The organism is Okibacterium endophyticum (assembly GCF_054780075.1).
Map to the genome: position 1 here is coordinate 429,348 of NZ_BAAGXA010000012.1, position 19,379 is coordinate 448,726.

The following is a 19,379-nucleotide window of genomic DNA, read 5'->3' on the forward strand; positions in this document are numbered from 1 at the left end:
CGACCGACCGGCTGATCCGTGATCGCGCAGCCCCAGCCGAGTCCCGAGTTCGTCCAGTCGCTGGCCAGGGGTCTCGACGTCATCAGGGCGTTCTCGGCCGATTCCCCGGCGATGACGCTCACCGACATCGCCAGGGCCACGGATCTCACCCGGGCGACTGCGCGCCGGTTCCTGCTGACACTCGTCGAGCTCGGTTATGTGCGCACCGACGGCAAGCTCTTCGAACTCACCCCGCGGGTGCTCGACCTCGGGTTCAGCTATCTCACCGCGCTGTCGCTTCCAGAGATCGCCCAGCCCCACCTGGAGAACCTCTCGCGCGACCTGCGCGAGTCCACGTCGGCATCCGTGCTCGACGGCGGCGAGATCACCTATATCGCCCGCGTTCACACCAGGCGCATCATGACGGTCGGCATCACGATCGGCACCAGGTTCCCCGCCCACGCCACGTCGATGGGCCGTGTGCTGCTTGCGGCGCTGCCGGCTGCCGAACGGGATGCCTGCCTCGCGTCCGTCGAACCCCTCGCGTTCACCGCCCACACGCTGACAGACCGGCCTGCGTTGCATGCGGAGCTCGATCGTGTGCGCGAACAGGGCTGGACGATCGTCGACCAGGAGCTCGAGCTCGGCCTGCGCGCGGTGGCGGCGCCCGTGAGGCGCAGCGGCGAGGTGATCGCGGCGATCAACGTCTCGACGACATCGGGCAGGTCCTCCCTCGAGAAGATCACCGACGAGTTCGTGCCGGCACTTCTTCAGACGGCCGCCCGCATCAGCACAGATCTCGACGGCTTTCGCTGGCTGGGGCAGGACAGCTCGCCGCACTCTCGTGCGGGCGGACTCCTATAGGGGCGACATGGCGAGAAATGGCGGCGATGCGCGGTCGGTCGCGCAGAAGGTCTTCGCGATCGCCGATGCCTTCGACCGCCAGGGCAACGGCCGGCTGACACTCACCGAGATCGCCGGGCGCGCAGGGCTTCCCCTGTCGACGGCACACCGGCTCGCGGCGGAGTGGGTGCAGTGGGGCGGACTCGTGCGCGGAGACGACGGCCTCTACAGCCTGGGCATGCGCTTCTGGAAGATCGGAGTCAGAACGCCGACGGCCAGGCTCCTGCGGACAGCAGCTCTTCCCTTTCTCGAAGACCTGGTCGAGGTGACCAGGCAGAACGTGAACCTCGCGGTGCGCGACGGACTCGCCGCGCTCTACCTCGAGCGGCTGTCGACGCGCGGCGCCGTGCCGATCATCTCTGACGTCGGCAGCAGGCTTCCGCTCCACGCGACGGGTGTCGGACTGGTGCTTCTCGCGTTCTCGGAAGACGAGGTGCTCGACGACCTGCTCGACTCCCGTCCCCAGAAATACCTGCCGAACACCCAGACGACCGAGGCCGAGCTTCGACCGCGTCTCGCCGACATCCGTGCGACGGGTCTCGCGGTCAGCGTCAACGAGATGTCAGAGCACACCTATTCGGTGGCGTCGCCCATCCGGGACCGCACGGGCGACGTGGTGGCCGCGGTCTCGATCATCGCGCACCCGGACCAGAGAGAGAACCCCGAGTACCCGCTCGCGGTGCGGGTCGCTGGCCGGGGCATCTCGCGCGCGCTCGGCTGGCGGGGCTGAGAGGGGGGCCGGACCGGTGAAACCGAACGAACAGCACAACACGTCGGCGACATCGTGGCGTGGTGGATTCTTCCACTGAACGGAAGTCGTTGTGGCACACGGGGCATCGGGGCGCGAAGATGAGGGAGATATACTCGCACCGTCGCGAAAGGCCGCCCGAGTCCCATGAACACACCCGTCACAATCCTCGGAGCAGGCACGCCCTGCCCATCGACGCAGCCCGTGCGCTCCCTCACCGCGGGAGGCGCCGCATGGTGAACGTCGAGCAGACCGTGAACGCCGAACAGCACGCCGTCAGCGCAGAGATCGCCCGTCTGCACAAGCAGGCCGAGCACGAGGCCGCGTCGAGCGGCACGAGGCCGGCGCATCCCGATCGCGGATTCAGCGCATACAAGAGCACAGTGCTTCGGCATCCGACGCATGAGCTCGTGCGCGCAGACCCCGAAGAGATCGAACTCGTTTCTCCTGCCTTCGGGCACAGCGACGTCGACCCGTTCGAGAGCGACCTCACCATCCAGCACTCCGGAGAACCGCTCGGCGAGCGCATCGTCGTCACCGGCCGTGTGCTCGACGGCGAGGGCCGCCCCGTTCGCCATCAGCTCGTCGAGGTGTGGCAGGCGAACGCGGCCGGCCGCTATCAGCACAAGCACGACCAGCATCCTGCACCCCTCGACCCGAACTTCACAGGTGTCGGGCGGATGATCACCGGCGACGACGGCAGCTACCGGTTCACCACGATCAAGCCAGGGGCATACCCGTGGCGCAATCACCGGAACGCGTGGCGCCCCGCGCACATCCACTTCTCGCTGTTCGGCTCGCAGTTCACCCAGCGGCTCGTCACCCAGATGTACTTTCCGGGCGACCCCCTTTTTCCTCTCGACCCGATCTTCCAGTCCATCGCGGACCACGACGCCAGAGAGAGATTGATCGCCCAGTACGATCACGACGTCACGGTCCCCGAGATTGCGCTCGGCTACCGCTGGGACATCGTTCTGACCGGATCGAAGGCCACCTGGATGGAGGGCGAAGATGACGACCACGCATGAGGCTCCGGCCGGCCGGCCGGCCACCACTCAGAGGGTGTTCGGGCAGACGCCGTCGCAGACCGTCGGCCCGTTCTTCGGGCTCGCCCTCCCCTACGAGGGCGGGTCGCACCTGGTTCCGCCCCACTCGCGAGGTTCGATCCGGATCCACGGCACGGTGTACGACGGCTCTGGCGCCCCTGTCCCAGACGCCATGGTCGAGATCTGGCAGGCGGATGCCGCCGGTTCGATGTCGAGCGAACGCGGCAGTCTCGAACGGGACGGCTACACGTTCACCGGGTTCGGAAGGACCGGCGTCGACGGGGCCGGCCAGTTCACCTTCGCCACGGTCAAGCCCGGGGCGACGCGGCCGGGGGCTGCACCGCACGTCCTCATCACCGTGTTCGCACGCGGGCTTCTGCACCACCTCTTCACCCGTGCGTACTTCTCAGACGAGACGACGGCGAACGACAACGATCAGTTCCTGGCCTCGATAGACCCGTCGCGCCGTGAGACGCTCGTGGCCGTCGCGGACGGCGTGGAGAGCTATCGGTTCGACATCCGGCTCCAGGGCGAAGGCGAGACGGTATTCCTCGAGTTCCCGGAGGCCTGATGGCGGAAGAGGCGGGGCCGGGTGGCGCTCGCGGTCCGGGCGATCCGCTCCAGGCCGTCGACTGGGGACTGCTCGAGCCGCTTCGAGCCGCCGAGCAGGGGCGTCTGATCGGCGACGACGCGGTTCTCGATGCGATGGTCGATGTCGAGAAGGCGCTCGTCTCTGCCTGGATCGCGACCGGGTTCGCCCCCGCCGAGGTGCGCGACTCGGTGGCGCGGCTGTCGGCAGACGACCTCGACCGGCACGAGATGGCCTCGTCGAACCGGCTCAACGGAAACCCGGTGATCGCGGTGGTCGCGGGACTCAGGCGAGCGGTCGATGACGACGAGGCGCGGCACTGGATACACCGCGGGGCGACAAGCCAGGACATCGTCGATTCGGCGCTTGTGCTCGTCGCCTCGAGGGTGTCCGCCCGCATCGTCTCAGCGCTGGGCGAGGCCGGCGACAACCTGGTTGCGCTCGCCGAGGCGCACAGGCGTACTCCTGGCGTCGGTCGCACGCTGACGCAACACGCGTCTCCCACCACCTTCGGCGCCGTCGCCTCGTCGTGGCTCGACGGGGTGAGAGCATCTCTCGAACAGCTGGCACTCACGAGTTTTCCGGCCCAGCTGGCCGGTTCGGTGGGGAACGGCGCGGCCTTCGCCGCGTTCTCTGGTGACGCCGGCGCACACGCCCGCCTGCGTGCGGTGCTCTGTGAGCGCCTGGGGCTCGACGATCCGGGGCGGGGGTGGCACACCGAGCGCAGCCCTCTGATCGCGATCGCCTCTGCGATGGCGGATGCCGCTGGCGTCGCGGGTCGCATCGGCGCCGACCTGGCGGTGCTCGCCCGAACCGAGATCGGCGAAGTCTCTGAGTCTCTCGACGGAGGCGGGGGATCCTCGGCGATGCCGCAGAAGCAGAACCCGGTCACCGCTGTGCTGCTGGTGGCGGCGGCCCGCCGCGCATCTGGCGCCCTCGCCGAGGTGCACAGGGCGATGGTGGCCGAAGACCAGCGCCCGGCGGGGAGCTGGCACACCGAATGGCAGGCGTTCCGGTCGCTGCTCGCCCTCGCCCTCGAATGCGCAGATGCGGTTCGAGACCTGACAGGCAGGCTCCGCGTCGACACCGAGCGGATGAGAAGAAACCTCGACTCGACGAACGGACTCGTGTTCTCTGAACTGACCGGAGCAGTGCTGACGAGAGAGCTCGGCCGGGCGCAGTCCGCGCAGATCGTGAAAGACGCCGTCGCGCTCACCACCTCAGAGGGCACGCCGTTCGAGGATGCCGTTCGCCTGCTGCTGCCGGCGGGCGCCCCAGAAGACCTCGTCACCCCTGCCGCTCTGCTCGGGATCGTCTTCACGGTGTCGGACGACCTGGTCGACAGGTCAGTCACCCGCTTCACCGGCATCCGCACGCCTGCCCAGAGCATCCGCCGGCCAACAGGGCCAACAGGGCCAACAGGGCCAACAGACAGAGAGGAAGCCCGGTGACCACACCCACTCTCACCTGCTCGATCAACCCGGCTGCACTGAGGGAACGCTCGACGGAACTGCTCGTTCTCGGGCCATCCCTCGGCACAACGACAGCGCTCTGGGACCCGGTGATCTCTGCCCTGCGTCGTTCCGGCCGTCTCTCGCACGTGCGCATCCTGAGGTTCGACCTGCCCGGGCACGGCGCCTCACCGGCCACAGGCAGCCCGTTCTCGCTCGCCGACCTCGCGGACGCGGTCGTGCGGCTCGTCGACGAGACCGGAGGCGGACGTTTTCACTACGCGGGTGTGTCGCTCGCCGGCTCGCTCGGCATCGAGCTTGCCCTCAGGCATCCCGAACGGATGCTGTCGCTCGGCTTGTTCTGCACCGATGCAAAGATCGGAACGGCGGAAGGCTGGGCAGAACGTGCGAACACGGTCAGGACCCAGGGCACGGCGGCCCTCGTCGATGGCAGTTCGTCACGCTGGTTCGCAGACGGGTTCGTGGCTCGGGACCCGGCGTCTGCCTCTCGTGCCCTCACCGAGCTGCGGGACGTCGACGGTGAGTCGTATGCACTGTGCGTCGAGGCCCTCGCGCGTTTCGACCGTCGTGACGACCTGGCCGGCGTCTCCGTCCAGACCATCGCCGTGAGCGGTGAAGAAGACACGGTCACAACGCCCGCGGACCTCGAGGCGCTCGCCCGCGCTATCCCGGGCGCAACGTCACACCGGATCGATGGCGCTTCTCATCTCGCCCCGCTCGAGAGGCCAGAGGTCGCCGCGGGCATGCTTGCCGACCTGGTCGCCGGTGCGGGTGCTCCCGGCCAGGTCGCCGATGTGCGTGAGGCGACGCTTTCAGAGGCCGACACACGCGCGGGCCGGCACCGCATCGGCATGAGCGTGCGCAGAGAGGTGCTCGGCGATGCCCACGTGGATGCGGCCGTCGCCCGGACCACCGCAGAGACCGAGGGGTTTCAAGACTTCATCACGCGCTATGCGTGGGGCGAGATCTGGGCACGCCCTCAGCTTGAACGACAGGAGCGCAGCATAGCGACGCTGGCGAGCCTCGTGACCGGCGGTCACGAGAACGAGATCGCCATGCACGTGCGCGCGGCGCTCCGCAACGGGCTCAGCCGCGAGCAGATCAGCGAGGTCATCCTGCACACCGCGTTGTATGCCGGTCTTCCGGCGGCCAATGCGGCGTTCGCGATCGTCCGTGAGGTGTTCGCCGAGGAGTCGCCGGGCTCCTGAAGGTGAGCGTCTGGCCCGGATGCGGGCTCTGGGCGGGGGTCGAGGCCCGATGACCCGATGGACGCGACGGGCGCCCGGGCCGATCTGACAAGCCGACCCGCGCGACGCTAGTCTGCAACGGTGGGCATCGAGGTGTTGTTGTGAGCGGGACGTGGACGGCGGTTGTGCCGGTCAAGGGCACGTCGGCGTCGAAGAGCCGGCTCGAACCCCTCGCGGCCAGGGTCGCGCTCGCGCGTGCTTTCGCGCTCGACACGATCGTCGCTCTCACGGGGGCATCGCTTGTGGACGGCGTGATCGTGGTCACACGCGACCAGCGGATCGCTGAAGATGCCGCGCATCTGGGGTCCCGTGTGGTGCCGGAGCAGATCCGTGCGCCCGCTGACCCTCTCAACGACGCGATCCTGCAGGGGATCGAGGCCGCTCTCGGCCGCAACCCCCTGTGCGACATCGTTGTGTTCGCAAGCGACCTTCCCGCGCTCGACGCGGCAGAGGTCGATGCCGCGCTCGGCCAGGCGGCGCATCTCACCCGGGCGATGATCCCGGATGCGTGCGGCGCCGGCACTGTCGCCCTGCTCGCGCGCGCCGGGGCATCCCTCACCCCGCGTTTCGGCGCCGGCTCCCGTGCCGCTCACGAGGGCGACGGGCACGTGCCGCTCGACATCCCGCCGGCCGCGGCGATCCGGCGCGACGTCGACGTCGTCGACGACCTGGCGCACGCCCTGCGGCTGGGCGTCGGGGAGCATACGAGCACACTGATCGCGAGCACCTCATACGCGGCCACCGTGCCGTCGCCCTGAGCCACCGGTGTGACGCCATCGAGGCGGGCTGTCCGGCGTCAGAGGGCGAGCGTCGCACGCGCGATGGCGGCGCTGGAGGACAGGTCGCGCATCCAGAGCGGCACTGCTCGTGAGTGGATGCCGGACGCCTCGAGCACGGGAACGGCGGCGGCATCCACCTCGTCGACCAGCCACGCGTCGAGCACACCCTCCGACACCCGCGAGCCGTAGTGCAGGCCGACGGCCGCGGCGCTCGTCTCGAGGTCGATCACACTCAGGCAGCTGTCCGCCATTCCGCGGACAGCTGCATCGCCGATGATCGGAGAGACGCCGACCACGCGTGCCCCCGTCGCCCGCACGGCGTCGCGGATGCCCGGCACACCGAGGATCGTGCCGACCGACACAACGGGGTTCGACGGCGGGAGGATCACCGTGTCTGCAGTCGTGATCGCATCGATCACACCCGGTGCAGGCGAGGCGTCGTCCACCCCGACCTGCACGAACTCGGCCACGTCGACGCGCGCGCGGTAACGCACCCACCACTCCTCGAAGTGGATGAGCTCACCCGCGCGGTGCTCATCCACATCGGTGATGAGCCGCACGTGTGTCTCCACCGGCTGATCGCTCATCGGCAGCAGTCGCGCGCCGGGCCGCCAGCGTTCGCAGAGGACGGCTGTCGCCTCACTGAGGGTGTGCCCGTCGCGGAGAAGGTCGCTGCGGACGATGTGGGTGCCGAGGTCGAGGTCGCCGAGCGTGAACCACGGCCAGCCCCGCCCATAGGCGTGGATCTCGCCTGCTGTGCGAGACGACTCATCCGGCCGCCCCCAGCCCTGCTCCTCGTTGATGCCGCCGCCGAGGGTGTACATCACGGTGTCGAGGTCCGGGCAGACGCGCAGCCCGGTGAGCCACATGTCGTCGCCGGTGTTGACGACGACCGTGACCTCGGTCGGTGAGCCGATCCGGTTGATGTGATGCAGCAGCCCACGTGTGAAGCGGGCGCCGCCCACTCCGCCGGCGAGCACCGTGATGCGGTTCGGGTGGGTCATGATCTCTCCAACTGTTTTCATCGAGAGTCCAAGAAGTCACTCAGACACGGCCGGGAGATCCGGCTGCGGATGATTCTTCGGACACCCGTTGCGGGTGGGGGCGTGTCACGACCGTGTGTCGAACGCGATGACCGGGCGGCCCGTCCGCGGATGCTCCAGAACATCCGCGTGCACACCGTAGACGTCAGAGACGAGCTCCGAGGTGAGGACCTCGGCCGTCGGCCCAGAGGTGACGACGCGCCCGCCGGCCAGCACAACGACACGGTCGGCGTAGGCTGCGGCCATGTTGAGATCGTGCAGGGCGGCGATCGCGGTGAGCCCGCCGGCGGTCTGCGCCCGCACGAGCGACAACAACGACAGCTGCGCGTGGATGTCGAGGTGGTTGGTCGGCTCGTCGAGCAGCAGCAGACGGGGCTGCTGGGCGAGCGCGCGAGCGAGTTGCACCCGTTGGCGCTCCCCGCCCGAGAGTGTGTCGAAGGCGCGATCGGCGAAGGCGCTCATCTCGACCGCCTGCAGCGCGTCGGCGACGATCGTGTGGTCGTGCCGCCCCTCGGCCTTCCAGCGCCCGAGGTGCGGTGTGCGTCCGAGCATCACGACGTCGCTCACCCGCAGTGCTGTGTCCGAGTCCCCGTGCTGCTCGGCGAGAGCGAGCATCCGCGCCCGCTCACTGCGGCGCATCCGCACGAGGTCGTTCCCGTCGAAGGCGATGGATGCCGCCGCGCCCGCGGGCAGGATGCCGGCGATGAGGTGCAACAGGGTGCTCTTGCCCGCGCCGTTCGGCCCGATCACGGCCCCGAAGGCGCCGACGGGGACCGTGCAGTCGACGCCGTCGACCACCAGGCGCCCTTCGCGGGTGAACGTGATGTCGCGGGCGACGAGACTCTGTCGGGCCTGTGGCGCGTCGAGCGACCGGTCTCGCAGGTCGAGCGTGGATTCGGACGATGCGGATGGGGTGTGCGTCATACGAGCCTCCGGGCACGAAGGAGCAGCAGGGCGAAGACGGGCGCCCCGATCACGGCGGTGAGGATGCCGACGGGCAGTTCACGCGGGTCGAAGACGGTGCGGGCGGCTGTGTCGATCCAGATCAGGAAGGTCGCACCCGTGAGCGCGGCGAGCGGGAGGACGGCGCGGTTGCGCTGGCCGACGACGAGTCGCACCATGTGCGGCAGGATCAGGCCGACGAAGCCGATCGATCCGCTCACCGCGACCATCGCCCCGGTGAGCAGCGCTGTCGCGGTGAGCAGGATCCACCTGGTGCCCGTGACCCCGACGCCGAGAGCGGATGCCGCTTTGTCGCCGAACGTGAACGCGTCGAGTGTGCGCCCGGTGAGCATCAGCGGCACACCGACGACGATGACCGCGCCGACAGAGAGCGCGACGGCCGGCCAGCGAGCCCCGGCCAGCGAGCCGAGCAGCCAGCTCAGGATCTCTTGATAGGCGTCCCCCGCCGCCGACCAGAAGATCACGAGGCTCACGAGCGCGCCGAAGAACGACGAGATCGCCAGGCCGGCGAGAACCGTGCGCGTCGGGGTGAGCGTGCCCGCCGTGTTCGCGAGGGCGAGGGTGAAGGCGAGGGCGGTGAGCGCGCCGATGAACGCGGCGACGGGCAGGAGCAGGCCGACACCGAGCACGATCACGGCGACGGCTCCGAGTGACGCCCCGGACGACAGTCCCAGCAGATAAGGGTCGGCGAGAGGGTTGCGGGTGAGCGATTGCATAACCGTTCCGCTCAGCGCCAGGCCGGCGCCGACGGCGCCGGCGGTCAGCACCCGCGGCATCCGCAGTTCCCACACGATGCCGTCCCGAAGGGGGGAGAGCGAGGTGTCACCGAGGCCGAGGTGCGAGAGCAGCGATCCCCAGACCTCACCCACCGTGATGTCGGCCGGCCCGACCGTCACCGCCGTCAGCACGGAGAGCACGAGCGCCACGAGCAGTGCTCCGGTCCAGACGGTCGTCGGGACGCGCCTGACCGCCGCACCGTGTGTGCGAGCGTCTGGGGCGGGTGCTGGCGTCGCTGTCATCAGTAGCCCAGGTCCTCCAGCTGCGCGGCGATGGCCGCCGCCGCATCGGCGTTCCGCACACCGGCCTCCGTCGAGGCGAACGGCACAACGATGAATCGCTCGTTCACAACGGCGTCGAGCTGAGCGGTGGCCGGATTCGACCTGAGCGACTCGATCTTCGTGTCGGCCGGGTTCCATGCGGCGTCGACGAGCACAAGCACGTCCGGGTTCGCGTCGACGACCGACTCCCAGTTGGCCGCTCCCCACGTGTCCTGGATGCTCGCCGCGATGTTGGTCAACCCCACCGCGTCCATGATCATCTGCGGTGCGCCGATGCCGCCGCCGACATACGGGGAGTCCCCGCCGCTCGACCACCAGAGCGCCGTCACGTCGCTCACGGGCTCGATTCCGGCGAGAACGGCCCGCTGCTCGTCGACGAGCGTCTCTGCGGTGTCGGCGACGTCGAAGATCGCACCGGCCTCTTCGATGTGTGTGAAGACGTCGTCGAAGGTGAGCGGGTCCGGTTGGTAGCCGGGCTCCTTGCAGGCGGACGGCGCGACGTATCCGGTGACGCCGAGGGCGGCAAGCGTGCCGCGGTCGCCGACGCCGTCGGCGCTGAAGTTCGACTCCCAGCCGCCGAAGACCATGTCGGGCTCGAGGTCGAGCACGGCTTCCTGGCCGGGGACCGTGTCGCTGATCACGGGGATGTCGACGTCGCCGGTCGGTCGGCCGGCTATCTGCTCCGGAATGGCGCCGTCCGGGAATCCCTGGCCGACGATGCGGTCGGCCAGGCCGAGGGCGACGAGGAGCTCGGTCGTCGCCGACTTGATCGTCACGACGCGCTGCGGTGCCTTCTCGAACGTGACCTCCGTTCCGCAGTTGTCGAGGACGAGCGGGTACGCGGCGGGCTCGGACGGATCGGGTGTGGGTTCGGCGGAACCGGGGGCTGAGGCGCACGAGGCCGCGAACAGCGTCAGAGCGCCGGCGGCGGCGACGGACAGCGAACGGCGAAGGAGAGCAGACATGTGACCTCACGGCAGGGGTTAGGGCAAGGACTGGCCGGGCCAGTGACCTGCCGCCCAAATCCGGGTCAGCTGCAACCGGTCAGAGAGAACCGGAGGGTCGCAACAAGCTTACGCGCTCGAGCTCGAGCCCCGCTCGTCGTTCGGCGAGGTGGGGCAGCATGGCCGTGCTGAAGCTCTGTGAGACGAGACCCCGTCCACAGTTGTCTGGATGCCCGCTCGCAGCGGCAGGATGGCCGGACGGCGTTCTCACGCGTCACGGTGGCATCGCCTCGGCGTTCCGACACGACTGAGCGCCGCATGCGGCCCGTATGATCAGTAGACTTGGGAGCCGTGACCGACGTGCGTAAACAACTCATCGACTTCATCTCTGCCGAGGCGGTGTTCCACGGCGACTTCACGCTGACCAGCGGCAAGAAGGCGAGCTACTACGTCGACCTGCGCAAAGTCAGTCTCGATCACCGCGTCGCCCCGTTGATCGGTCAGGTTATGCTCGACCTGATCGCCGAGGTCGACGGTGTCGTCGCCGTCGGCGGGATGACCATGGGGGCAGACCCCGTGGCATCCGCGATCCTTCACCAGGGTGCCGCGCGAGGCCTGGCATACGACGCGTTCGTTGTGCGCAAGGAGCCCAAGGACCACGGCAGGGGCAGGCAGGTCGAGGGGCCGGACCTCGAGGGCAAGCGCGTGATCGTGCTCGAAGACACCTCGACGACGGGAGGCTCACCGTTGCAGGCGATTGAGGCGCTCAAGAAGGTGGGGGCCGAGATCGCCGCTGTAGCTGTCGTCGTCGACCGCGACACCGGCGCGAAAGAGGTCATCGAGGCGGCCGGGTATCCGTATTACGCGGCCATCGGGTTGCGGGACCTGGGGCTGGACACGTGACAGACGACCGCGACCCGCGCGAGGGCGAGCAGCCGCACGACGCCGATCCGTATGGCCAGGAGACCGACGGCCTCGACCTCGGGACGGAATGGCTGCTGTCGCAGTTGAAAGCGGATGCCACCGGGCAGCTTCCGGTCGTCGCGGACGGTGGCGACGCGGACGGTGACGTCGCGGACGGCGACGACACCGGCGATGGGATCGGTGACGAGCTCGGTGCGGATGAAGCACGCCAGGAGCCGCGTCGCGACGACGAGAGCGACACCGCCCCTGATGCCGGAACGGTTTCGGGAGCCGATGCCGACACCACGGCGACAGAAGACAGCGGTCTTCTCGCCCGCCCCGCGAAAGCGCGGCAGACCTGGGTGCCGCCAGAAGAGCCCAGGGCCGATCTCGCCGGAATCGTCGGTCTTCCCGCCGAGGCGGCTGGAGCGCAGACGCCGCCCGCTGAGCCCGCAGATGACGGACCGTCGCCGGAGCACACGGAACACGATCCGCTCCCCGCAGACGAGACATTGTCTATGCCCGTCGTCGGGTCAGCGTCGATGCTCCCGGTTGCGGCTCCTTCGCCGCCCGTTCCGGCCGGAGCAGACGCGGATCCAGAACCTCAGCCAGAGCTGGCGCCGTGGTGGAGCAAGAGCCGCGAGGCGCCTTCTGGCACAGATGACGACGGCACAGGTGACGACCGCACGGATGACGACGGCGCAGAGACGCGGGCGGATGCCGGGCACAACGATGAACGCATCTTCCGCCGGCCGTCGGCCCGGTCGGGTGCGCAGCGCACTCCGGCAGCGCCCGTCGAGGCGCCGGAGCCTTCTGGCGAACGCGAGGTGGCGGCGGAGAGCGGTGCTCGAACAGAGCAGGCCGACATCGCACCGGAGCCCGTGGAACCGCTCGTCGAGCCGGCGACCGATGTCACGTCGATTCCGATCATCAGCAACCCGCTCGACCCGGCCCCGCCTCGACGGCGAGCGGCCGACGTGACGCCCGAGGTCGAGCCCGAGGCCGAAGCCGGGGTCGAGTCCGAACCCGATGGCGAAGCCGAGGCCGAACCCGAATCCGAACAGGATGCCCGGGATGCCCAGCCCCCGTCAGAACCGGAACCGAGAGCCGTGCCCGAGCGGAGCGACGGTTCGCCGGCGAACGAGACGGCTGATGTGTTCGTCTGGTCGCTGACGCCCAACGACGAGCTGGATCCGGTGGTACACGAAGCCGATGAGCCGCCGTTTACGGCGCAAGAGGGCCACGAGCCTGCTCCGTCTGTTCCCGAGCCGATCCAGCAGGCAGCCCCTCTCGCGTCAGCTGTTCCCCCCGCCATCGACACCCCGGCCGAACCCGAGGGCACCGAGGCTGTACCCGAGAGCACCCGGGCCGAACCCGAGGGCACCGAGGCTGTACCCGAGAGCACCCGGGCCGAACCCGAGGGCACCGAGGCTGTACCCGAGAGCACCCGGGCCGAACCCGAGAGCACCGAGGCAGAGAGCGACGACGGCGGGTGGCTGCTGTCGGCGGATTACGAGGCAGACTCGGAGTCGACGCAGCTCATCGACACGGTGACGCCGGGCACCGACGAGCCGCAGAACAACGCAGCAGGCGCAGAGACGACAGCCGCAGAAACGACAGCCGCAGAAACGACAGCCGCAGAAACGACAGAAACAGACACAGAAACAGAAACAGAGACGACACGAGCAGACGCGCAGACGCGTCTGCTCGACATGAGCGCGGGGGCTGCAGAGAGCCGCGCGGCACACACGGATGCTGTACGCGGCGTCACCGGCGACGCGGCATCCGCTGCGCAGCCACCCGCTCCGGCCATCGGGGGACCTGCCACCCCCGCGCCGATGGATCCGGCGCCTGCCGGCTCGTCACCCGCAGCCGGCGTGCGGCGCGCCGGCGGGTCGAACGGCCCCCCGAGAGCGCTGATCTGGGCGGCGCTCGCCCTGATCGCAGTGCTGGTCCTCGTGGGCCTGTTCTACCTGGGGACGAGGATCCCGCTGCTGTTCGCGGCGCCGGCTCCTGCGCCGACGGTGAGCGCCCCGGCCTCGGCGACCTCCGCTCCGACGCCGATCCCGACAGCGGTCGAGCCTGCCGCCGGTCCGGCCACCCCCGGGGAGCACGAGTGGACAGCACTGCGGGGCGGCGAATGCCTTGAGCCGTATACAACGCCGTGGGCAGAGCGGTTCACCGTCGTCGACTGCGCCGTGCCGCACTCCGCGCAGATGACCTATGCGGCACCGGTCAACCCAGACCCCGCTGCCGCCTACCCCGGAGAAGGCGCGATCGCCGCGCAGATCTACCTGTGGTGCAGCTCGCCGGACCACATCGACCTGCAGGCGACGAGCGCCTACACCGACATCCAGGTGCAGGGAACATACCCGGTGAACGAAGAGCAGTGGAACGAGGGGCTGCGCAACTACTACTGCTTTGTGTCGAGGTCGAGCGGCGAGCCGCTCACCGGCTCCCTCGCGGTGCCGGTCGCGGCGTGAGCCCCGCAGGCAGACGATCGAGTCAGACGACAGCAGTCAGACGATCGAGTGAGACGATCGAATCAGACGACCTCTGACTCGATCGGAACATCGGAGAGCAGGTCAGAGACACCGTTGATGATCTCGTCAGGGCGGAACGGGTACCGTTCGACCTCGGCCTGATCGCTGATGCCCGTGAGCACGAGGATCGTGTGGAGGCCCGCCTCGATGCCGGCGACGATGTCCGTGTCCATGCGGTCGCCGATCATCCCGGTGTTCTCCGAGTGTGCACCTATGCGGTTGAGCGCCGACCGGAACATCATCGGGTTCGGCTTGCCGACGACATAGGGCTCCCGATCCGTGGCCTTGGTGATGAGCGCGGCGATGGCGCCTGTCGCCGGCATCGGGCCTTCTGCGCTCGGGCCGGTGGCATCCGGATTGGTGACGATGAAACGCGCCCCGCTTCGGATGAGCCTGATCGCCTTTGTGATGGCCTCGAAGGAGTAATTGCGGGTCTCGCCGACGACAACGTAGTCGGGGCTGGACTCCGTCATGATGAACCCGGCCTCGTGGAGTGCGGTGGTGAGCCCGGCCTCTCCGACGACGAATGCGGTTCCGCCCGGTGTCTGATTCTTGAGGAAGTCGGCCGTGGCGAGCGCAGAGGTCCAGATGTACTCCTCGGGAACATCGAGGCCCGAAGCCCGCAGCCGCGCGCTCAGGTCACGCGGTGTGAAGATGGAGTTGTTCGTGAGAACGAGGAACGGGCGATCCTGATCGCGCCACTGCTGCAGGAGCTCTGCGGCGCCGGGAAGAGCACGGTTCTCGTGAACGAGCACACCGTCCATATCGGTCAGCCAACACTCGACTTCTTCGCGCTTCGACATGGTGACAGTCTATTCGCCCATCGGCCGCGACCTGAGCGCCGTCACTCGCTCAGCCAGATGGCAGAGGCGGCGTCGGCCGGGAGCGTGATCTCGGCGCCCGCCTCGACAGGGGCGACGGCATCCGCTCCAGACGGTTTGCCCGGTGACACAACGAGGGGGCGAGCCGACCAGACCGTGATCGGTGCGCCGACGGTGACTCCGGATGCCTCGAGCGTGCGCAGCAGAGCGGGGTCGCGATCGCTGATGCGCAGCACTGTTCCGTGGTGTCCGGGTGCTGTCCGCTCGAGCAGCACAGCCGGTTCCCGCCTGACGGTGCCGTCGGCGGCAGGAATGGGGTCGCCGTGGGGGTCACGGTCGGGGTGGCCGAGCTTGGCGCTGATCGCATCGAGAAGCCGGTCGCTGATCGCGTGTTCGAGGATCTCTGCCTCATCGTGCACGGCATCCCAGCCGTAACCCATGTCGCGCACGAGCCAGGTCTCGACGAGCCGATGCCGCCGCACCACTGCCACCGCGCGTGCGCGTCCTTCGTCGGTGAGGGTCACCGCCCCATAGGGCACGTGTGTCACAAGACCGGACGCCGCGAGTTTCTTGACCATCTCGGTCACTGTCGACGGTGCGAGCCCGAGGCGCGCGGCGAGGGCGGAGGGCAGGATCGGCTCATCCTGCCACTCGGTGTGCGCGTAGATGGTCTTGAGGTAGTCCTCGACGGCGTGTGCGCTCTGTTTCATGGCGTTGTCAGCCTATCGCCGCTGTCGGTTCGTGCCCGAGGCGCCTTCGGCTTGCGAGGGCCTTCGGGCTGTGCGCCCGCCTCCCACCCGCGCACCGCCGAACACACGCGCAACGAGCATCGTCTGCCTACACGGCCCGAGAAGAACCGGCGACAGCGGGGGCCTGGCCCGCGCGGCGTGCGCGCATCCGGCGGGGGATGACGCCGCCCGCCGGCCCGAACAGATAGGCGAGCGCGAACAGGGTCGCCTGAGCGAGCACAACGGATCCGCCCGTCGACCAGTCCGCGTAGAAGCTCACGTAGGTGCCGACGAGAGCCGCTGCCGTCGTCGCGGCGGTGGCGACCACAAGCATCCGGCCCATGCTCGCCGCCACCAGGTAGGCGGTCGCCCCCGGGATGATGAGCATGGCGACCACGAGCACGATCCCGACGGACTGCAGGGTCACGACGACGGTCAGCGCGAGCATGCCGAGCAGCACCGTTCGCAGTGCGCGGGTGTTCAGCCCGATGGCGTGCGCGTGCATCGGGTCGAAGGCGAACAGCGTGAAATCGCGCCGCTTGACGAGCAGCACCGCACACACGATGAACCCGATCGCGGCGACCTGCGCCAGGTCGCCCGGGCTCACGCCGAGCACGTTGCCGAAGAGAATGTGCGAGAGGTCGATCTGGCTCGGGGTCACAGAGACGAGCACGATCCCGAGTGCGAAGAGGCTCGTGAAGACGACGCCGATCGCGGCGTCCGCCCTGATCCGCGTGGTCGACTGGATGCCGCCGATCAGGGCGACGGCTCCCACCCCGAACACGAACGCCCCGACGGCGAAAGGCCATCCGATGAGGTAGGCGAGCACAACACCGGGAAGCACCGCGTGAGAGACCGCATCGCCCATCAGCGACCAGCCGATCTGCACCAGCCAGCACGACAGCAGGCCGCAGCTGACCGCGGCGATCACCGTGCTGAGAATCGCTCGGAGCATAAAGCCGTACTGCAGGGGTTCTGTGAACCATGACACGACGTCGATCATGCGGACGCTCCGAACGTCAGTGCGAGCCGCTCCGGCGTGAGTGCCTCCTCGGGCGGCCCGTGAAAGAGAACACGGTGCTGCAGCAGGACGACGTCGTCACAGAGGCCGGGGACACCGGCCAGATCGTGTGTCGAGATCAGGATGCTCCTGCCCTCGTCGCGAAGCTCGCCCAGGAGCGCGGACACCGTCGCCTGACTGCCGGTGTCGACGCCGGCGAAGGGTTCGTCGAGCAGCAGCAGGCGGGCATCCTGGGCGATCCCGCGCGCGACGAAGGCGCGTTTGCGCTGCCCGCCGCTCAATGCGCCGATCTGCCGAGTGGCGAGGTCGCCCAACCCGACGCGTTCGATGGCGGAGTCGACGGCTGCATGGTCTGAGCGACGAGGAGTCCTGGTGAATCCCATGCGGCCGTACCGTCCCATCATCACCACCTCCCTCACGTTCACCGGAAAGTTCCAGTCGACGGATTCCGACTGGGGAACGTACGCGACGGCGTTTCCCGCACGCGCAGCCGCGCCCTGCCTGCCGAGCACACGCACGAGGCCGGCCTCTTCCCTGACGAGGCCCATCACGGTCTTGAACAGGGTCGACTTGCCCGAGCCGTTCATCCCGAGAAGACCCGTCACACGCCCGGCCGCGACGGTGAGGGTCACGTCGGCGAGGGCCGTCACGTCGCCGTAGCGCACAGTGAGGTTGCTGACATCGATGGCGGGCTCGGGCGACTCGTCGCCCTGGGGTCTTCTGGACGGCTGGATCATGTGTCTCCTCCCAGTGCCGTGACGATTGTGCGGATGTCGTGGTGGAGCAGATCGAGATAGGTCTCGACGGGCGGGCCGTCCGAGAGCGAGTCCACATAGAGGGTTCCGCCGAAGACGGCGTCGGTGTCTGCCACCACCTGCTGCGCGACGGCGTCGCTCACCGTGGACTCGCAGAAGACGGCCCGAACGTGCCGCTCGCGCACCGTGTCGATCAGATTCACGGCCTGCTGCGGAGTTCCCTGGCTCTCTTGGTTCACCGCCCAGAGATACGCCTCATCGAGCCCGGCGTCCCTGGCCAGATAGCTGAACGCGCCCTCGCAGGTCGCGAGAACACGCTGGCCGGGCGGGATGGACGAGACCGCGTCTTCGAGCTCGGCCGAGAGGCCGCGCAGGCGGGCAGTGAGGGCGTCGGCGTTCGCGGTGAACGATGCCGCCTCGGCGGGCAGCAGCTCGCTGAACGCGGCAACCGTGTTCGCGACATACGTCTCGGCCGCGATCGGCGACATCCACGCGTGCGGATTCGGCTGCCCCTGATATTCACCGACCGTGACGGGGATGGGGTCGATGCCGTCTGTCAGCGTGACAGTGGGGGCGTCGACGTTATGCATGAACTGCTCGAACCAGCTCTCGAGCCCCATCCCGTTCGCCAGGATCAGGTCCGCTCCCTCTGCTCGGGTGAGGTCAGACGGCGTGGGCTCATAACCGTGGATCTCTGCACCGGTTTTCGTGATCGACTCCACCCGCAGGTGGTCACCGGCGATCTGCTGCGCGAGGTCTTGAAGCACGGTGAACGTGGTCAGCACCAGGGGGCGATCGTCTGTGGATCGGGTGTCCGGCGATCCTGGTGCCGGTTCGGACTGCTGCGGCAGCGGGGCGCACGCGCCCATCGCGACCGCGAGCAGGCCGAGCCCCAGGGCGACGCCCGCTGACCTGAACGATTTCGGCATACCGAAATCTTATACCGTTTTTCGGTGGGCCGAAAGCTCCGTTTCCCGTGTCGAGGTGACCTTTGCGGACGTAGGTGCGCGTTCCGCCGGCCACGTGCGTCCGCAAAGGTCACCTACGCGAAGGTCACCCGGCCCCGATCCGCCGCTATTAGGGTTGGTGACGTGCCAGAGACCCACGAGAATCCCACACACGAGCTCTCGACGAGCGGGGTGGGGCCCTGGCGGGGCGAGTGGCCGGACGACGACAGGTACGACCCCGATCTGCTCGCGCGCGGCGACACCCGCAACGTGATCGACAGGTATCGCTATTGGACGATGGATGCGATCGTCGCGGACCTCGATGAGCACCGGCATCCGTTTCACGTCGGGATCGAGAACTGGCAGCACGACATGAACATCGGGTCGATCGTGCGCAGCGCGAACGCGTTCGGCGCAGACACTGTGCACATCGTGGGTCGCAGACGTTGGAACAAACGCGGCGCCATGGTCACCGACCGCTATCAGCATGTGATCCACCACAACGATGTCGCCGACCTGACAAGGTGGGCGTCGAACGAGGAGCTGCCCGTCATCGGGATCGACAACGTTCCCGGCTCTGTGCTCATCGAGACGTTCGCCCTTCCGGAGCGCTGCCTGATGCTGTTCGGACAGGAGGGGCCCGGGCTCTCGGATGAGGCCATCAGTGCGTGCGACGTGATCCTCGAGATCAGCCAGTTCGGCTCCACGCGGTCGATCAACGCGTCAGCAGCCGCCGCCGTGGCGATGCACGCCTGGGTGATGCAGCACGTCCGCTTCGACCCGCCGGAGAACCGGGGGTGAAATGCAGGGTGAAATCACCAGCCGTGGCAGAAGCACACAAGAAAGATCGCTAGTTTAAGAGAGTCCGTGTCGGCACTCGACCCGCAACA

19 protein-coding genes are annotated in these 19,379 nt (G+C 68.5%); 10 read left to right on the forward strand and 9 right to left on the reverse strand.

Annotated features, from left to right (window positions below):
- The first annotated feature begins 18 nt into the window (after positions 1-18).
- The 7 genes from ACYVF5_RS16100 (at position 19) to cofC (ending at position 6,742) form a co-directional block, all read left to right on the forward strand.
- On the forward strand, positions 19-843 hold the full coding sequence (locus ACYVF5_RS16100) for an IclR family transcriptional regulator domain-containing protein (RefSeq protein WP_460948253.1): 825 nt from the start codon (positions 19-21) through the stop codon (positions 841-843).
- Positions 844-850: 7 nt separating this feature from the next.
- Complete coding sequence (locus tag ACYVF5_RS16105; protein ID WP_460948255.1) at positions 851-1,612, forward strand: IclR family transcriptional regulator; 762 nt, start codon at positions 851-853, stop codon at positions 1,610-1,612.
- 251 nt (positions 1,613-1,863) lie between these two features.
- On the forward strand, positions 1,864-2,658 hold the full coding sequence (gene pcaH, locus ACYVF5_RS16110) for a protocatechuate 3,4-dioxygenase subunit beta (protein ID WP_460948257.1): 795 nt from the start codon (positions 1,864-1,866) through the stop codon (positions 2,656-2,658).
- Positions 2,642-3,247, forward strand: a complete 606-nt coding sequence (gene pcaG / locus ACYVF5_RS16115; RefSeq protein WP_460948259.1) for a protocatechuate 3,4-dioxygenase subunit alpha — start codon at positions 2,642-2,644, stop codon at positions 3,245-3,247. The genes pcaH and pcaG overlap by 17 nt, the downstream gene beginning before the upstream one ends.
- On the forward strand, positions 3,247-4,716 hold the full coding sequence (locus ACYVF5_RS16120) for a lyase family protein (protein ID WP_460948261.1): 1,470 nt from the start codon (positions 3,247-3,249) through the stop codon (positions 4,714-4,716). The genes pcaG and ACYVF5_RS16120 overlap by 1 nt, the downstream gene beginning before the upstream one ends.
- Complete coding sequence (gene pcaDC / locus ACYVF5_RS16125) at positions 4,713-5,945, forward strand: bifunctional 3-oxoadipate enol-lactonase/4-carboxymuconolactone decarboxylase PcaDC (protein ID WP_460948263.1); 1,233 nt, start codon at positions 4,713-4,715, stop codon at positions 5,943-5,945. The genes ACYVF5_RS16120 and pcaDC overlap by 4 nt, the downstream gene beginning before the upstream one ends.
- Positions 5,946-6,085: 140 nt before the next feature.
- Positions 6,086-6,742, forward strand: a complete 657-nt coding sequence (gene cofC, locus ACYVF5_RS16130) for a 2-phospho-L-lactate guanylyltransferase (RefSeq protein ID WP_460948265.1) — start codon at positions 6,086-6,088, stop codon at positions 6,740-6,742.
- A 38-nt stretch (positions 6,743-6,780) separates the two neighbouring features.
- Here cofC and cofD read toward each other — a convergent pair whose 3' ends face one another.
- The 4 genes from cofD to ACYVF5_RS16150 all read right to left on the reverse strand — a co-directional run bounded on the left by cofD (position 6,781) and on the right by ACYVF5_RS16150 (position 10,792).
- Positions 6,781-7,788, reverse strand: coding sequence for a 2-phospho-L-lactate transferase (gene cofD, locus ACYVF5_RS16135; protein ID WP_460948267.1), 1,008 nt, complete (start codon positions 7,786-7,788; stop codon positions 6,781-6,783).
- A gap of 84 nt (positions 7,789-7,872) precedes the next feature.
- Positions 7,873-8,730, reverse strand: coding sequence for an ABC transporter ATP-binding protein (locus ACYVF5_RS16140; protein ID WP_460948269.1), 858 nt, complete (start codon positions 8,728-8,730; stop codon positions 7,873-7,875).
- Positions 8,727-9,788, reverse strand: coding sequence for a putative F420-0 ABC transporter permease subunit (locus ACYVF5_RS16145; RefSeq protein ID WP_460948271.1), 1,062 nt, complete (start codon positions 9,786-9,788; stop codon positions 8,727-8,729). Before ACYVF5_RS16145 ends, ACYVF5_RS16140 begins: the two co-directional genes overlap by 4 nt.
- Complete coding sequence (locus tag ACYVF5_RS16150) at positions 9,788-10,792, reverse strand: putative F420-0 ABC transporter substrate-binding protein (RefSeq protein ID WP_460948273.1); 1,005 nt, start codon at positions 10,790-10,792, stop codon at positions 9,788-9,790. The genes ACYVF5_RS16145 and ACYVF5_RS16150 overlap by 1 nt, the downstream gene beginning before the upstream one ends.
- 330 nt (positions 10,793-11,122) lie before the next feature.
- Here ACYVF5_RS16150 and pyrE point away from each other — a divergent pair, with 330 nt between their 5' ends.
- Together pyrE and ACYVF5_RS16160 are read left to right on the forward strand one after the other, a co-directional pair.
- Positions 11,123-11,674, forward strand: coding sequence for an orotate phosphoribosyltransferase (gene pyrE / locus ACYVF5_RS16155; protein WP_460948275.1), 552 nt, complete (start codon positions 11,123-11,125; stop codon positions 11,672-11,674).
- Positions 11,671-14,157: a hypothetical protein gene (locus tag ACYVF5_RS16160; protein WP_460948277.1), complete on the forward strand. Its 2,487-nt coding sequence runs from the start codon at positions 11,671-11,673 to the stop codon at positions 14,155-14,157. Before pyrE ends, ACYVF5_RS16160 begins: the two co-directional genes overlap by 4 nt.
- Positions 14,158-14,219: 62 nt before the next feature.
- Here the strand turns inward: ACYVF5_RS16160 and ACYVF5_RS16165 are convergent, their stop codons facing one another.
- The 5 genes from ACYVF5_RS16165 to ACYVF5_RS16185 form a co-directional block, all read right to left on the reverse strand.
- Positions 14,220-15,020, reverse strand: coding sequence for an HAD-IIA family hydrolase (locus tag ACYVF5_RS16165; RefSeq protein WP_460948279.1), 801 nt, complete (start codon positions 15,018-15,020; stop codon positions 14,220-14,222).
- A 41-nt stretch (positions 15,021-15,061) separates the two neighbouring features.
- On the reverse strand, positions 15,062-15,748 hold the full coding sequence (locus ACYVF5_RS16170; RefSeq protein ID WP_460948281.1) for a metal-dependent transcriptional regulator: 687 nt from the start codon (positions 15,746-15,748) through the stop codon (positions 15,062-15,064).
- Between the two features lie 127 nt (positions 15,749-15,875).
- Positions 15,876-16,766 (reverse strand): metal ABC transporter permease, encoded by an 891-nt coding sequence (locus ACYVF5_RS16175; protein WP_460948412.1) that lies wholly within the window; start codon positions 16,764-16,766, stop codon positions 15,876-15,878.
- Positions 16,766-17,524, reverse strand: a complete 759-nt coding sequence (locus ACYVF5_RS16180; RefSeq protein WP_460948284.1) for a metal ABC transporter ATP-binding protein — start codon at positions 17,522-17,524, stop codon at positions 16,766-16,768. The genes ACYVF5_RS16175 and ACYVF5_RS16180 overlap by 1 nt, the downstream gene beginning before the upstream one ends.
- Positions 17,521-18,471, reverse strand: a complete 951-nt coding sequence (locus ACYVF5_RS16185) for a metal ABC transporter substrate-binding protein (RefSeq protein ID WP_460948286.1) — start codon at positions 18,469-18,471, stop codon at positions 17,521-17,523. The genes ACYVF5_RS16180 and ACYVF5_RS16185 overlap by 4 nt, the downstream gene beginning before the upstream one ends.
- A 162-nt stretch (positions 18,472-18,633) precedes the next feature.
- Between ACYVF5_RS16185 and ACYVF5_RS16190 the strand changes: the two genes are divergently transcribed.
- The gene (locus ACYVF5_RS16190; RefSeq protein ID WP_460948288.1) at positions 18,634-19,290 is read left to right on the forward strand and encodes a TrmH family RNA methyltransferase; all 657 of its coding nucleotides are present in this window, start codon (positions 18,634-18,636) and stop codon (positions 19,288-19,290) included.
- Positions 19,291-19,379: the final 89 nt, after the last annotated feature.

Bases quoted from the DNA above. Each gene is read 5' to 3' on its own strand.
- ACYVF5_RS16105 (WP_460948255.1), top strand. From the start codon at position 851: ATGGCGAGAAATGGCGGCGATGCGCGGTCGGTCGCGCAGAAGGTCTTC.
- pcaH (WP_460948257.1), top strand. From the start codon at position 1,864: ATGGTGAACGTCGAGCAGACCGTGAACGCCGAACAGCACGCCGTCAGC.
- pcaG (WP_460948259.1), top strand. From the start codon at position 2,642: ATGACGACCACGCATGAGGCTCCGGCCGGCCGGCCGGCCACCACTCAG.
- ACYVF5_RS16120 (WP_460948261.1), top strand. From the start codon at position 3,247: ATGGCGGAAGAGGCGGGGCCGGGTGGCGCTCGCGGTCCGGGCGATCCG.
- cofD (WP_460948267.1), bottom strand. From the start codon at position 7,788: ATGAAAACAGTTGGAGAGATCATGACCCACCCGAACCGCATCACGGTG.
- ACYVF5_RS16140 (WP_460948269.1), bottom strand. From the start codon at position 8,730: ATGACGCACACCCCATCCGCATCGTCCGAATCCACGCTCGACCTGCGA.
- ACYVF5_RS16145 (WP_460948271.1), bottom strand. From the start codon at position 9,788: ATGACAGCGACGCCAGCACCCGCCCCAGACGCTCGCACACACGGTGCG.
- ACYVF5_RS16150 (WP_460948273.1), bottom strand. From the start codon at position 10,792: ATGTCTGCTCTCCTTCGCCGTTCGCTGTCCGTCGCCGCCGCCGGCGCT.
- ACYVF5_RS16165 (WP_460948279.1), bottom strand. From the start codon at position 15,020: ATGTCGAAGCGCGAAGAAGTCGAGTGTTGGCTGACCGATATGGACGGT.
- ACYVF5_RS16170 (WP_460948281.1), bottom strand. From the start codon at position 15,748: ATGAAACAGAGCGCACACGCCGTCGAGGACTACCTCAAGACCATCTAC.
- ACYVF5_RS16180 (WP_460948284.1), bottom strand. From the start codon at position 17,524: ATGATCCAGCCGTCCAGAAGACCCCAGGGCGACGAGTCGCCCGAGCCC.
- ACYVF5_RS16185 (WP_460948286.1), bottom strand. From the start codon at position 18,471: ATGCCGAAATCGTTCAGGTCAGCGGGCGTCGCCCTGGGGCTCGGCCTG.